General features: G+C 57.7%; 12 protein-coding genes. 6 read left to right on the plus strand and 6 right to left on the minus strand.

Annotated elements, in window-relative coordinates:
• Positions 1-203 precede the first annotated feature (203 nt).
• Together KZ772_RS02935 and KZ772_RS02940 are read left to right on the plus strand one after the other, a co-directional pair.
• On the plus strand, positions 204-1,022 hold the full coding sequence (locus tag KZ772_RS02935) for a mechanosensitive ion channel domain-containing protein (protein ID WP_290509356.1): 819 nt from the start codon (positions 204-206) through the stop codon (positions 1,020-1,022).
• Between the two features lie 11 nt (positions 1,023-1,033).
• A complete protein-coding gene (locus tag KZ772_RS02940; RefSeq protein WP_290538390.1) occupies positions 1,034-1,807 on the plus strand; it encodes a DUF481 domain-containing protein in 774 nt (257 codons plus the stop codon).
• A 248-nt stretch (positions 1,808-2,055) separates the two neighbouring features.
• Here KZ772_RS02940 and KZ772_RS02945 read toward each other — a convergent pair whose 3' ends face one another.
• The 4 genes from KZ772_RS02945 to KZ772_RS02960 form a co-directional block, all read right to left on the minus strand.
• Positions 2,056-3,429: an NAD(P)(+) transhydrogenase (Re/Si-specific) subunit beta gene (locus KZ772_RS02945; RefSeq protein ID WP_290538391.1), complete on the minus strand. Its 1,374-nt coding sequence runs from the start codon at positions 3,427-3,429 to the stop codon at positions 2,056-2,058.
• A gap of 3 nt (positions 3,430-3,432) precedes the next feature.
• Positions 3,433-3,708, minus strand: a complete 276-nt coding sequence (locus KZ772_RS02950; protein WP_290538392.1) for an NAD(P) transhydrogenase subunit alpha — start codon at positions 3,706-3,708, stop codon at positions 3,433-3,435.
• Complete coding sequence (locus KZ772_RS02955; RefSeq protein ID WP_290538393.1) at positions 3,708-4,940, minus strand: Re/Si-specific NAD(P)(+) transhydrogenase subunit alpha; 1,233 nt, start codon at positions 4,938-4,940, stop codon at positions 3,708-3,710. Before KZ772_RS02955 ends, KZ772_RS02950 begins: the two co-directional genes overlap by 1 nt.
• Before the next feature lie 402 nt (positions 4,941-5,342).
• Positions 5,343-6,770, minus strand: a complete 1,428-nt coding sequence (locus KZ772_RS02960) for an AarF/ABC1/UbiB kinase family protein (protein WP_290538394.1) — start codon at positions 6,768-6,770, stop codon at positions 5,343-5,345.
• A 146-nt stretch (positions 6,771-6,916) separates the two neighbouring features.
• Between KZ772_RS02960 and KZ772_RS02965 the strand changes: the two genes are divergently transcribed.
• A complete protein-coding gene (locus tag KZ772_RS02965; RefSeq protein ID WP_290538395.1) occupies positions 6,917-7,687 on the plus strand; it encodes an alpha/beta hydrolase in 771 nt (256 codons plus the stop codon).
• A 78-nt stretch (positions 7,688-7,765) separates the two neighbouring features.
• On the plus strand, positions 7,766-8,911 hold the full coding sequence (locus KZ772_RS02970; RefSeq protein ID WP_290538396.1) for an oxygenase MpaB family protein: 1,146 nt from the start codon (positions 7,766-7,768) through the stop codon (positions 8,909-8,911).
• Positions 8,912-8,967: 56 nt separating this feature from the next.
• Here KZ772_RS02970 and KZ772_RS02975 read toward each other — a convergent pair whose 3' ends face one another.
• Positions 8,968-11,073 (minus strand): carboxy terminal-processing peptidase, encoded by a 2,106-nt coding sequence (locus KZ772_RS02975; RefSeq protein ID WP_290538397.1) that lies wholly within the window; start codon positions 11,071-11,073, stop codon positions 8,968-8,970.
• Positions 11,074-11,250: 177 nt separating this feature from the next.
• Between KZ772_RS02975 and KZ772_RS02980 the strand changes: the two genes are divergently transcribed.
• Positions 11,251-12,474, plus strand: a complete 1,224-nt coding sequence (locus KZ772_RS02980; protein WP_290538398.1) for a nucleoside recognition domain-containing protein — start codon at positions 11,251-11,253, stop codon at positions 12,472-12,474.
• On the opposite strand, the gene KZ772_RS02985 is transcribed toward KZ772_RS02980, so the two are convergent.
• On the minus strand, positions 12,456-13,103 hold the full coding sequence (locus KZ772_RS02985; protein ID WP_290538399.1) for an alpha-ketoglutarate-dependent dioxygenase AlkB: 648 nt from the start codon (positions 13,101-13,103) through the stop codon (positions 12,456-12,458). The genes KZ772_RS02980 and KZ772_RS02985 overlap by 19 nt on opposite strands.
• A gap of 63 nt (positions 13,104-13,166) precedes the next feature.
• Here KZ772_RS02985 and corA point away from each other — a divergent pair, with 63 nt between their 5' ends.
• Positions 13,167-14,117 carry a magnesium/cobalt transporter CorA gene (gene corA, locus KZ772_RS02990; protein WP_290538400.1) on the plus strand — a complete coding sequence of 317 codons (951 nt, stop codon included), beginning with the start codon at positions 13,167-13,169 and terminating at the stop codon, positions 14,115-14,117.
• Positions 14,118-14,159 lie beyond the last annotated feature (42 nt).

Raw genomic sequence — 14,159 nt, forward strand, 5'->3', positions numbered from 1 at the left:
AAATCGGGGATCAAGGCGCGTTTCAGACTGGCCATGGGCGTGTGAAGGTTTCATTATGTGTGGCAAGCCGACGGCGGGGTAGGGTCTGTGCCTCGTTCTGTCAGGTGAAACCTTTGTAAAATCCCGCGCTGGCCATCGTCCTTGTCTTGGGCCTGGCGCAGGAATGGGCATAATTCGCGCTCACTGGATGAGGAGTACGCTTAATGGATCAATATCTGTCTCAACTTGAAACCTTTGCCAACGAAAACCTGATGCCCTACGCGTGGAACATCATTGCGGCGCTGGTCATCTTTATTGTCGGTAAATGGATTGTGGGTAAGCTGGCCGGATGGCTTGGCCGGGTGATGGACAAGAAACTGGACACGGAAGTGGCCAAGTTTCTGAGCAACATCATCCATGTCCTGTTGTTTGTGTTCGTGATCATCGCCTCTCTGGACCAGCTGGGCGTGGAAACCACCTCTCTGGTTGCCATTCTCGGTGCCGCCGGCCTGGCTGTTGGTCTGGCATTGAAAGACTCCCTGGGTAACTTTGCTGCCGGGGTGATGCTGATCATGTTCAAACCGTTCCGGGTCGGCCATTACGTCGAAGCTGGCGGCACCTCTGGCACAGTCAAGGAAATCCGTATTTTCGCCACCATCATGAACAGCCCGGACAACAAGGTAATCACCGTGCCAAACGGGTCAATCATGTCCGGCAATATCACCAATTATTCTGAATTGCCCACCCGCAGGGTAGATATGGTGTTCGGGGTTGCTTACGATGCGGACCTTTCCGTGGTGAAGAAGGTGTTGGAAGAGGTTCTTGCCGCCGACGAGCGCGTTCTCAAGGATCCCGCTCCGACCATTGTGGTGGGTGAACTGGCTGACAGCTCTGTGAATTTCCTCTGTCGCCCCTGGGTGAAGAGTGCGGATTACTGGCCGGTACTCTGGGACACCACGGAAACCGTAAAGCGCCGCTTCGATGAAGCAGGGATTGGCATTCCGTTTCCGCAGATGGATGTGCATCTGGACAAGAGTGAGTAGAGGAGAGATTCATGCGCAGTAAGTATCTCGCTGCCATGCTGATTGCCGCCGCGTTGCCGGCGGTATCGGCAGCGGCCGAGGAGGGCTCCAGCGAAGCGAGCAAGTGGTCAGGGGATGTATCTCTTGGTCTGCTGTTCAAGCGCGGTAACACGGATTCCAATTCGGTGAACGCCCACGTTAACGCAAGCCGTGACAGCGCTCTCTGGCGTCACCATTTCAAGGCGGACGCCAACAACGAGAAAGAACGTGATCCGGATACGGAAGAATACAACCGTACCGACGAGAACTACTTTGCCTCCTACAAACTGGACCGCAAGCTGGGCGAGGAATCCCGCAATTACCTGTTTAATGTGGTGACCTACGAGAAAGACAACTTCTCCGGGTTTCACTACCAGGCCAGCTACGCCATCGGTCTGGGTCGTCGCTTTATCGAAAATGAAAAACATGTCCTCGATCTGGAAGCCGGTCCCGGTTATCGCGTGCAGTGTCTGGAGCCTGAAGACTCCTACGGTGACTGTGCTGATACGGAAGAAAGCGCCATCGCTCGTCTGGCTTTGAAATATAGCTGGCAGATCAGTGAGAACGCGGAGTTCAAGGAAGAAATCAGTAGCGAAGTCGGCGAAGATTCCACCAGCACCCGGATGGAAACGTCTCTGACCAGCAAGATCAATAGCCACTTCTCGCTGCGGCTGCGTCATCTTCTTGAGCATGAATCCAAGGTGCCGGCAGGCACCAAGGAATCGGATCATCAGCTCTCTGTAGGTCTGGTTTATACCTTCAAGTAGCGAAACGCAGCGCGCGTCACGCTAAGACAGCACAAGAAGGCCCGCCTCATTGAGGCGGGCTTTTTTGTGGGCGGCTGACGGGAAAGCGAAAGCTCTCTAGTGCGTAGGGTGAATTAGCCCTAAGGGCGTAATCCACCAGAAGGCCTCATCGGCATGACTTTATTTGCCTTAACCGCCCTACGCAGAGAAAGTCCAGACACAAAAAAGGGGAGCCGAAGCTCCCCCTTTTTCCTGATCCTGTTACCGGATCAGCCTTCTTTCAGGGCGGTGGTGATGTCCAGTACCGCGCCTTTGCCGTCACCAAACAACATCAGGGTGTTGTCCTTGGCGAACAGCGGGTTGGGCAGGCCGGCGAAGCCGGCGCTCAGGGAGCGTTTTACCACAACCACGGTCTTGGCCTTGTCCACGTTGAGGATGGGCATGCCGTAAATCGGGCTGCCTTTGTCTTCGCGGGCCATGGGGTTGGTCACGTCGTTGGCGCCCAGCACGATAGCCACATCGGTCTGCTCGAAGGTGGGATTGATGGTATCCATGTCCTTGAGCTTGTCGTAGGGCACTTCGGCTTCTGCCAGCAGTACGTTCATGTGGCCAGGCATACGGCCCGCGACCGGGTGAATGGCGTATTCCACTTCGATACCCATCGCTTCCATGGTGTCAGCCATTTCGCGCACTGCATGCTGTGCCTGAGCCATGGCCAGACCAAAGCCGGGCACAATGACCACGCGGCGTGCGGTTTCAAGCATCATGGCGACTTCGTCTGCGGAGGTGGACTTCACCTTGCCAGCATAGACTTCGTCATCATCCATGGCTTCGCCGGCTTCCGCCATGACACCGAACAGTACGTTGGTGAGGGAGCGGTTCATGGCTTTACACATGATGCTGGTCAGGATCAGACCGGAAGCACCGACCAGGGAACCGGTAATGATCAGGGCGCTGTTGCCCATCACGAAACCGGCAGCGGATGCTGCCACACCGGAGTAGGAGTTCAGCAGGGCGATGACCACCGGCATGTCTGCGCCACCAATCGGCAGCACCAGCAGCAGGCCGAGAACCATGGCAGCAGCCACCAGACCCCAGAACACCATCTCATTGCCCGGGTTGGCGACCAGGTAGCCGATACCAACGATGGAGCCGATGAACAGGATGGCGTTGACCACCTTCATGCCGGGGAAGCCCATGGGCTTGCCGTCGATGAGTTCCTGCAGTTTGGCGAATGCCACCAGGGAGCCGGTCAGGGTTACAGCACCGATCAATACGGCAGCACCGGTAGCGATGATGGACACCGTGTCGCTGGCTGAGCCACGGAAAAACTCCGCGGAGGCCACCGAAAAGGATGCGCCGCCACCAAAACCGTTCAGCAGGGCGATCATCTGCGGCATGGCAGTCATCTGTACCTTCTTGGCCATGACAGCGCCAATCAGGCCCCCGACTACAACACCGGCGATGATCACTTCATAGGTAACAATATGCTCGTTGAGCAGGGTAACCACGGCGGCAACACCCATACCGGCCGCAGCCAGCAGGTTCCCGCGCACGGCAGTTTTCGGCTTGGTCAGCCCCTTGATGCCCACCACAAACAGGCAGGCGGCGATCAAGTAGGCGATATCAATCCAGTTCTGCATGAATTACTTCCTCTTGAACATCGCCAGCATTCGATTGGTGACCATAAAGCCGCCAATCACGTTGATGGTGGCCAGCACCACAGCGATAAAGCCCAGCACATTGATCAGCATGCCGGAATCGGAGCCGGCAGCGATCAGGGCACCCACCAGGGTGATGCCGGAAATCGCGTTGGAACCGGACATCAGCGGGGTGTGCAGGGTGGGCGGAACCTTGGTGATAAGCTCCACACCGAGGAAGATTGCCAGCACAAACAGGGTCAGTTGGGCTACGAAATCCATTATTTCTCCTCCTCCTTGTTGGCGTCGGAGTCCGTATCAGCGGATTCCTCTGCCTCGGGCTCGGGCTTGGCCAGAGCGGGCAGGCCGAGCAGGTCGCGCAGGCGGGCCTGGGGTACGTCGCCATCGTGGCTGATGACGGTTTCCACAACGATTTCGTCCTCGAAATCCAGTTGCAGGTCGCCGTTATCGTCCAGCAGCAGGTTAAGCAGGTTTTCCATGTTTTTGCCGAACATCTGGCTAGCATGGAAAGCTACGGAGGAGGGCACGTTCTCGGGGCCGACGATGGTGACGCCGTGCTTGACAACGGTTTTGCCGGACTCGGTCAGATCACAGTTGCCGCCACGTTCGGCGGCCAGATCCACAATGATCGCCCCGGGTTTCATGGCCTTGACCATGTCTTCGGTGACCAGAATCGGGCTCTTCGCACCGGGAACGGCAGCGGTGGTGATGACCACGTCCATTTCCTTGATCACTTCCGTCATCAGCTCGCGTTGGCGCTTGAGGAAGTCTTCACCCTGGGCTTTGGCGTAACCGCCGGAGCCTTCCGCTTCACCGGTATCCAGGTCCAGCTCCACCGGCTTGGCGCCAACGGACAGGATCTGTTCACGGGCAGCGGGCCGTACATCATAAGCTTCAACCACGGCACCCAGGCGCTTGGCCGTCGCACAGGCCTGCAGGCCTGCCACACCAGCGCCCATTACGAACACGCGGGAGGCGTTCATGGTACCGGCAGCAGTCATGTTCATGGGGAACATGCGCTGGGATTCGTTGGCGGCAAGCAGTACGCATTTGTAACCAGCGATCATGGCCATGGAAGAGAGCACATCCATGGCCTGGGCGCGGGTGATCCGCGGTACCAGCTCCAGTGCCAGACCGGTGACTTTCTTGTCGGCCAGGGTCTGGGCAAATTGCGGGTTAGCCAGCGGATCGGTCATGCCGATAACGATCTGGCCTTGCTTGAGTTTGTCCAGATCCTCATTGCCGTTCTGGGTGTTGCTGCCAGGTGTTTGCACCTGCAGTATCACTTGAGCGGAAGAGAATACCTCGTCGCGATCAACCAGCTTGGCACCGGCAGCTTCAAACGCGCTGTCCGGATAGCCGGCAATATCACCAGCGCCACGCTCGATGATGATCTCGACACCTTGTTTTTTCAGCAATGCGCTGACGTTGGTAGGCGTTAATGCAACGCGCTGCTCGCCAGGGCAGATTTCTTTGGGAACACCGATAATCACCTGCGTTACCCCCGTCTGTGGTTCGCAAATAATCGGCTATCAGGGCGGCAGAGTTGGCAACCCGGCGCCTTGAAAGCCTCGTTAAACGGTCGCTTCGTGGGAGCCGACCGACAAGAGCCTGTCCCAGGCCCTTGCACACCGCGTATGGCGGAAAGTGTTGACCCGAAGGCCGCTACTGTCATCCGTCACACTGCGAAGGTCGAATACCGCCGGCGAACCCTTTGCAACAATCTGTGCAGTGAGGCAAGCCGGAGAATAACCTCCGTCGGTGGCGCAAAGGCCTGAAACAGGCTCTCAGCAGGGTGCTAACCTTATTGTGGCTATGCCACCTTGGCAAATGAGAATTCGTTATCGCACCGATAAGCGGGTGACAAAAGGGTTTTTTTGTCACTTTTGGAGTGGTCAATCTACCGGACTGATGGTTTTTTGATCAACAAGGATCACGTCAGCCTCTTCCTGCATGTGGATAAAGGGCTCCAGAATGGTGTTGCCACGCACCTCGGCCTCGATGACATGCAAAAAGGTGTAGGCACCCAGCAGCTTGCGCGCCAGGAAAATAAATTCCTTGGGCGGCACGTCGAAATGCACCGACAGGGCATTGCGGCTGGCCCGGTTCATGATGCGGTTGGGCAGGTCGCTTCTACCCCAGCAGTATTCGCCCTTGTCATTGAGCACTTCCGCCGGTGGCGGGAAACGGTCCGGGTCCTGCAGCACCTCAATGGCTTCAAAACACAGCGAACAGAAATCATCCAGCAGTCGGCGCGGGGCGCCACGGGCCAGGAAATCCAGGGCGTTGAGAGCGCGAACCAGGCGGTCACCATCGTGGTGGAAGGAGGCGCGAATCATTTCCCGGCCCGGACCCAGCACCTCATTGTCAAAATCCCGAATTGCGCCGAAGTCCAGCAGTACAATTTGGTCATTTTCCGGGCTGTCGCCAAAACGCAGCAGATAGTTGCCGAAATTCGGATCGGTCTGCATTTTGTTCCATTCGAACACCTCCCGGCAGCACAGCTCCATGATGGCGCGACCGATAAAGTTGCGGCGTTCCTGTGACAGCTTCAGCACGGAAGGGTCGGTGACGCTGATGCCGCGCTCGAACGTCATGCACATGATGTTGTGACTGGAGTACTCCGTGACGATTTCCGGCACCACAAAACGGGTATCTTCGGCCAGCACTTGTCGAAAATGGCGAGTGGTGTGGGCCTCAAGATCGTAATCCACTTCCCGCTGAAGCATTTCACGGACTTCATCGAGCCACAGATTGAATTGCTCGGTGATCGGAACCAGGCGACTCAGCTTGAGCAGGCGAACCAGGGCGCGCATGTCCGAGTCAATGGCATCGGCGACCCCGGGATATTGGATCTTGAGCACCAGCTCCTTGCCATCCGATTTACGTATGGCCTTGTGAACCTGGGCCAGGGAGGCGGCGCCCAGCGGCGTTTCCTCGATCTCGAGCTCCGCCATTTTGACCTCGCCAAGCTCTCGCTTGAGGTGGCGCTCAATGGAGGGCCACTCCAGGGCACTGGTCTGGTTTTCCAGGGTGTGCAGGGCGGTGGTCACTTCCTCAGGCAGGAAATGCTCGCCGAAAAGAGCCATCATCTGGCCGATTTTGACGACGGAACCCTTGAGCCGGCCCAGTTCATCCACCAGCTCCTGAGCACGGGCGGACAGGTTCTCCTTGCGGCGAGCCTCACGTTGATCCTTGGGGGTAAAAAGGGACCCGGCACTGGCGGTCGCATACTTGGCACCGGCCAGAAAGCCGGCCTTGGCCATGGAAAAGCGTCGCTCAACCGAGCCTGTCTTAACCCGTTTTACGGTTTTTCGTGTCATAGTCGCGAGGAAACTCCGTTTGCCATCCTGAACGCCGGTGGCATTCTAGCCGGTATTGGATAGTGGGTCATTGCCCGGACCTGCTACAGGGTTTGTTGGTTTATGTCTGACAGGGTACAGAATAAGCGCCAGAAAGGAGAGCTTGCATGGGAAGAACCTGGGTGTTGTTGCGTGGCCTGGTTCGTGAACAGAGGCACTGGGAGGATTTTCCCGAACAGTTTCAGGCCAGCGTGCCGCAGGACCGGGTTGTGACGGTGGATTTGCCTGGTAATGGACAGTTCTATCAGGACAAAAGCCCGACTCGGGTTGCCGCCATGGTGGCCCATCTACGCAATCAACTTGCCAAGCAGGGGCATCAGGGTCCTTACCATCTGGTAGCCCTGTCATTAGGTGGCATGGTGGCGGTGCAATGGTTGTGTCAGGCACCTGGTGAAGTGGCATTTGCGGGCTTGATCAACACCAGCGCCAGCCGATACAGCCCGTTCTGGCAACGCCTGCGCCCGGCCAATTACCGCCGCCTGCTAAGTGATGCGGTATTCGGTCGTGACCGATTGCGCAAGGAAACCGCCATTCTGGAAATCACCTCAAACCTGCGTGAGCCGGCGTTTCTCCATCAACTGGCGGAGAGATGGGCGGAGTATGCCCGTGAAAAACCCGTATCGATGCGTAACAGCTTGAGACAGCTGCTTGCTGCCATGCGTTTTCGCGCCCCGACTGCATTACCACAAAGCGTGCCCGTGCTGATCATCAATGGGGCAGGGGACCGTCTGGTCAACCCGGCCTGCTCCCAGGCTCTCTCCCGAGCCTGGGATCTGCCCATCAAATCTCACCCCCAGGCAGGCCATGACCTCCCTCTGGATGCCCCTCAATGGTTGATCAACACCCTTATCGAAGGGGTAACAGATTTCACTGTTTAGTGTGTTGACCGTATAGCCGCGGCGGCCTAGCGTTATTCCAGAACCCGTGAGTTCCAGGATAATAACAATGTCGAGGTTATGATGGCTACACCGCAGGAACTGATCCGCTTCGAGCGAGGCCCGCAAAGCCCCCGCGAGCGGGTCTGGTGGGATCGCTATTCCCATGAACATCTGAACTCCTGGCGGCAGGTGCAGGATCCGCTCGCCGACCGCTGCGCGGCACAGATCAAGTTCACGCGGCCTTCCGGTCTGCTAGACGAGGTGGAAAAACGGGCCAGGGAAGAGGGAGGGGATTTTCAGGCCTTTCTGGACCATTGCCATACAGTGCCACCCTGGGTGGATTTCGACGCCATGGAGTTAGGGCGGCGCATGTATCGACGCAACGGCGCGCTGCAGGGCCTGGTGCTGATGTGTTCAAGCCTTGTGGAGGGCTACGCGCACAACAAGCCATCCCAGGTGCTGGTGGCCACAGGTCGCTTGCAGAAAGACGTTTCCCGCAGGATTTACGAAACCGGACAGATGCTTCATAACATTGTCGGTGATGACGGCATCCGTCCAGGTGGACTGGGCCATCGCACCCTGATGGAAGTGCGTCTGCTGCATGCCGCGGTCCGCCAGTTCCTGGCCAACAATCCGCGCTGGGACAACGCCAAATACGACCTGCCAATCAACCAGGAGGATATGGCCGGGACTGTGCTGGAGTTCGACTTCATGGTGGTAAGGGGGCTAAAGCGGCTGGGGCTGCAGATCAGTCGCACCGAGCATGAATCCATGCATTATTTCTGGCGCTATGCGGGCTATCTGCTTGGTGTGAATGAAGCCTTGCTGACAACCACTCTGGAAGAGCAGGAAATCCTTGCCATGCAGCTGACCTCGCACCTGTATGATCCCACGGCAGATAGTGAATCACTGGCCAAGTCTCTGCTCCGAGACATGGCCGGCAAGCCGCCGTTCAATCTGTCCTATGAGGTATTACTTGGCTTCAGCCGCTACCTTATTGGAGACAAGGTTGCGGATGACCTGAATATCCACAGCAGCGTTTCCGCCGCCACCGCTGTGCGGATTGTGAAGACGGCTGTCAGTGCGGCCAGCTTCGGGGTGCGATTCCTGCCAGATCCGGCCAAACGAGCCCTGGAAGACCTGAACCATCGCCTGGGCAAGCAAACGTTGAAAGCGGGACTGGGGGATGACCCGGCTCGGTGGGGCTTCAAGGCGTTGGCCTGAAAACATAAAAAAACCGGCTGGTGCCGGTTTTTTTATGCAGAAAAGATTGCCTGCCGTCAGCCTTTACGGGCCACCTGGTTCTCGCGTATCAGATTCATATAGTCCACCAGAATTTCCCCTGTTTCTCGCACATAGGGGTCTTCATCAATGGACTCTTCGTCACTTTCCGGATCAAGCGCTCGCTGCTCTTCAAGATCGCGAAGTTCCTTGATACTGGCCAGCGGCTCTTCGCCGCGAGACTGGCGACGACGGTTTTCAATGGCGAGTCGCTCACTGTCCAGGGCTCTTTGAGTTGCGGTGCGACTTTTTTCGTTCAGAGACAACTCAGTGCGATTACGGTTTTCGTCCAGCAGCTTGCGCAGGGACTCCACGTAGATGAACTCAGGATTCTTGTTGATGCGGCCGGAGTGCTTTTCACGCAGTTCAGGCAAGTAAGGAACAATCTCACTGACCCGCTGGTATTTGGCCGAGTCAATTTCATCCCAGGGCAGGGCATTGGGCAGCGAGCTTTCTCCCACTTCGTCCTTGTCGATCAGCGAGGGCATGTCCACGTCGGGCACGATGCCAAGATTCTGGTTACTGGAACCGGACACCCGATAGAACTTGGCGTTGGTCATCTTGAGCTTGCCGTGGTTCAGGTCCAGCAATGTCTGCACTGTACCCTTGCCGTAAGTCTGATCACCGACAATCAGGGCGCGACCGTAATCCTGCATTGCGCCGGCAAAGATTTCCGAGGCAGAAGCGCTGAAGCGATTGACCATCACGGCCATGGGCCCGGCATAGAGCACCCCGGGGAATTTATCTCCCTCAATGCTGACCCGGCCATTGGACTCGCGTACCTGTACGGTGGGGCCACGATTAATAAACAGGCTGACCAGCTTGTTGACTTCGAGCAGGGAGCCGCCGCCATTGTTTCGCAGGTCAATTACCAGACCGTCGATATTTTCCTTGCGTAGCTCAACCAGCAGCTTGGCCACATCGCTGGTGGTGCTGGTGTAGTTGGGATCACCCCGGTGGAAGGCGGCAAAATCCAGGTAAAACGCAGGAATCTCGATGATGCCAAGCTTCATGCTTTCACCATCACGCTCAATGGTGATCACATCTTTTTTGGCTGCCTGTTCTTCCAGCACCACCTTGTTGCGTTCGATGGTGATGGTGCGCGTATCGTGCTCGCTGGCGCTACCGGCAGGGATGATTTCCAGATTGACTTTGGTGCCCTTGGGTCCACGGATCTGATCCACTACTTCATCCAGGCGCAAACCGATTACCGGTTCCGGCGCTTCGTCATCCTGGGAAACTCCGACGATCCTGTCAGCCGGCTTCAGCTGGCCGCTTTTTGCCGCCGGGCCGCCGGGGACCAGGCGCACCACTTTGGTATAACCGTCTTCGTATTGTAGCACTGCGCCGATACCTTCCAGGGAGCGGCTCATGCTGATATCGAAGTTTTCCGAGTTATGCGGTGTGAAATAGGTGGTGTGGGGGTCAAAGGTTTGTGTCAGCGCATTGATGTAAACCTGAAATACATCTTCCGGGGTGTTCTGGCTGATACGTTTGAGCTGACTTTCATAGCGGCGAGTCAGGCGAGTGCGAATATCCTCCAGGGAACTGTCATTGAGGCGCATGGACAGGACGGCATTTTTCAACTGTCGTTGCCAGATAGCATCCAGTGCTGCCTCGTCTGCAGCCCAGGGCGCATCTTCACGGTCCACCAACACGGACTCCTCACCCTCAAAGCTCAGTGATTCCAGGTCATTCTCAATGGTGTCGAGCAGCTTGCTCAACCGTGTTTCCAGGCGCTCCTGGAAACGGTTGAAGATGGTGTAGCCGGCTTCCAGCTGGCCCCGACTCAGTTGATCGTCCAGCTGATCCCGATAACGCTCGAATTCGCGAATGTCGCTGGCCAGGAAATACTGGCGGTTGGGGTCCAGGTCCTTGAGGTAGCTGTCCAGCACCTGGCTTGAGAGGCTGTCGTCAAACTCCAGCTGGCGATAATGATGCTTCAGCTTGGCGGCGATCTCCTCGGCGGCATCCAGCTGATCGCTGGTGGGTTTCAGGTCACCCTGAACTTCCGGCTCGGAACGAAGGCCACTCACTCCCTGAATGGCGCCCCCCAGCAGGACCAGTGCCAGAGCCAGAGGGAAGAGTTTACGAACTAGTGACATGCTGTTTCTCAAACGGTTTACCTGCAGTATAGACGACGGCCCGGAGGCGGTCATTCGCGGGTTGAATTCCTTTATAACCTGTAGACTACCGTGAAAGCGCGAAGTTGCACCGTCATAAAAGTCGCCAAATTACGGATTTTCAACAAATTACCACGACCCTAGCGTACGGGGGATGCTTTGCACAGACTGTTCAGCCTGTTTTTCCTTGCGGGTATCGCCGGAGCGGTGATCCAACTCCTGGGTGGAGATATGGCGGCGCCCGGGCGTTTAATCAATGCCCTCTGGTCGGCCGCGGATCTGGCCGTGGAGGTCAGCCTGGGGCTGATCGGGGTGCTGGCACTGTGGAGTGGGCTGTTCAAAATGGCCGAAGCCAGCAATCTGGCCGCGCGTTTGTCATCCTGGGTGGAGCCGGTTCTGGCCCGGCTGATGCCCGGAGTACGGCGTACTCCGGAGGCGTCCGCCCCCGTTTCCATGAATCTGGCCGCCAACATGCTGGGCCTGGACAATGCCGCCACACCGCTGGGCCTCAAGGCTATGGAGCGCCTGCAACAGGGTAATCCGGAGCCGACCCGGGCCACGGATAGCCAGATCATGTTTCTGGTGCTCAACACCTCGTCAGTGACCCTGGTGCCGGTAACCGTGCTGTTGTTTCGGGCCCAGCAGGGGGCCAGCGATCCGGCGGCGGTCTACCTGCCTCTATTGATGGCCACCACGGTATCCACCCTGGTGGGCATTCTGGTCACCGCCCGGGTGCAGCGCATCTCCCTGCGCGACCCGTTGTTGCTGGTAGTGGCCGGGCTGTGGCTGACCATGCTGGCGGCACTGGGCACCGTGGTGTGGCTGGCGCCTACCGATCTGGCCAACACTCTCTCAAGCCTGCTCGGCAACGGCATTCTGCTGCTGGTATTGAGCGCCTTCTTCATCGCCGCCTGGCGGGGCGGGGTGGATAGCTACGACACCTTTGTGGAGGGTGCCAAGGAGGGTTTTACCCTGGCGGTAAGGCTGATTCCCTATCTGGTGGCCATGCTGGCAGCTATCGCCATGCTGAGAGCCGGCGGAGTGCTGGACCTGTTTCTCGACGGCATTCGCTACGGGGCCGCTGCGATTGGCTGGGACACCCGCTTTGTGGATGCGCTGCCGGTAGCCTTTCTCAAGCCGCTGAGTGGCTCCGGGGCCCGGGCAGCCATGGTGGATGTGATGCAGACCCAGGGGGTGGATTCCCTGGCGGCACGGATGGCGGCGGTCATGCAGGGGTCCACCGAAACCACCTTCTATGTCCTGGCAGTGTACTTCGGCAGCGTGGGAATTCGTGATTTTCGGTACGCCCTGTGGTGCGGACTGGCGGCGGATGCAGCAGGCCTGATTGCCGCCATCTTGCTCAGTTACGCGTTCTGGGGGTGACAAGGGGTTAGGATCCGGCGAAAGGTCAGGTTAAGTCGCTCTGCCTGAACGCGCTGGCGGCGTGGCAACGCATGCTGAAACCCCCTCTGCACTTCCGGACTCATTAGCAACAGGCTGTTGTCTGGCAAGGCAAGGCACAGGCACTGTCGCCCACCGCCTCGGGGGCGAAATACGAAATCCCTCTCGGCGCCGAGGCTGTAGGACGCAATCCATGGCTCAGGCCCCAGCTCCGGTTCGTCGTCACTGTGATAGCCCATGCAATCCTTGCCGTTGCGGTAGCGATTGGCCAGTACCGAGTTAAAAGTATACCCGCAGAGTTCGCTAACGCTATCGCGTACGGGTCGCAGAACCTCGGGCCAGCCACCTGCCACATGCCGATGGCCCGAGTAACGGTAGGGGATACCCTCGTCACCATGCCAGGCGGTAAGCCGTGGTACGGTGTGGTAACGACCGAAGACCTGTATTCTCGGTTGCTGCCAGTCCAGCTCGTTATTCAATGCCGTCTGCAGCGACTGGCTCAGCCGAGCGGGCAGGGCATCGCGCCATAGCCAGAGCCGGGCCTCACCGGCCAGCGTTATCAATTGCGGCGCGTTGTTCCGGCTCCCGGCCCGGGAATCGTTGACAGTCATAAGCGTAGTGCTTTATCAAATTGCTGCCGGCCGCTTGCCGGCGATCATGATCAGGGAAACATCATGCTGCATATCTTCCGCATCGAAAACGGTGTTCTGCGTGAAAAGGACACGGAAAGCATTCTGCCCTCTCTGGCCGAGGATGCCAGCTGGATTGACCTGGTGGATTCGGAAGAGAGCGAACGGGAGCTGGTACAGCAATTCCTGGAGGCGGAACTGCCAGCGTCTGATGACATGGAGGAGATCGAAGCCTCAGCCCGATTCTTCAGCGATGAGCAGGGCTTGCATGTCCACTCCCTGTTCCTGTTCCAGTCCGAGGGTCGCGCCCGCACGTCCACGGTGGCCTTTGTGGTGCAGGAGGGGCGCCTGCTGTCATTCCGTGATTCGCGCCTGCCGGACTTCCGGCTGCTGCGCCTGCGTGTGCGCCGCGGCTGGGTAAAGGCCAAGCAGCCTATCGATATCCTGCTGAGCATTCTGGAGCAGAAGGTGGAAAACCTGGCCGATGCCCTGGAGGATGTGCACCGTGATCTGGAGCAGGTGGGTTACAGCGTGCTGGAGGAGGAAAACGGCGAGCTGGAAGAGGATATCGAGAAACTGGCCCGCCTGGAGGATACCAACGGCAAGATCCGCCTGTGCCTGATGGATACCCAACGCTCCATTTCCTTCATTCAGCGCTATGTGCGTACCGACAAGGTGCGGCGCCGTACCTGTGCCGAGGTTCAGCATGACCTGGATACCCTGATGTCACACACCACCTTCCTGTTCGACAAGATCAACTTCCTGATGGATGCGGCCCAGGGCTTTATCAATATCCAGCAGAACCAGATCATCAAGATCTTTTCCATCGCCGCTGTGGTTTTCCTGCCGCCCACCATGATCGCCAGCATCTATGGCATGAACTTCGAAATCATGCCTGAGCTGGATATGGCTTATGGCTATCCCATGGCGATCTGCCTGATGCTGCTATCCGGCATGACGCCATACTGGTTTTTCAAGCGCAAAGGCTGGCTGTGAAAGGCAGTTAACCGTTAATAGTGAATAGTTAACAGCGAAAAA

Source organism: Alcanivorax sp., from assembly GCF_019431375.1.
Classification (GTDB): domain Bacteria; phylum Pseudomonadota; class Gammaproteobacteria; order Pseudomonadales; family Alcanivoracaceae; genus Alcanivorax; species Alcanivorax jadensis_A.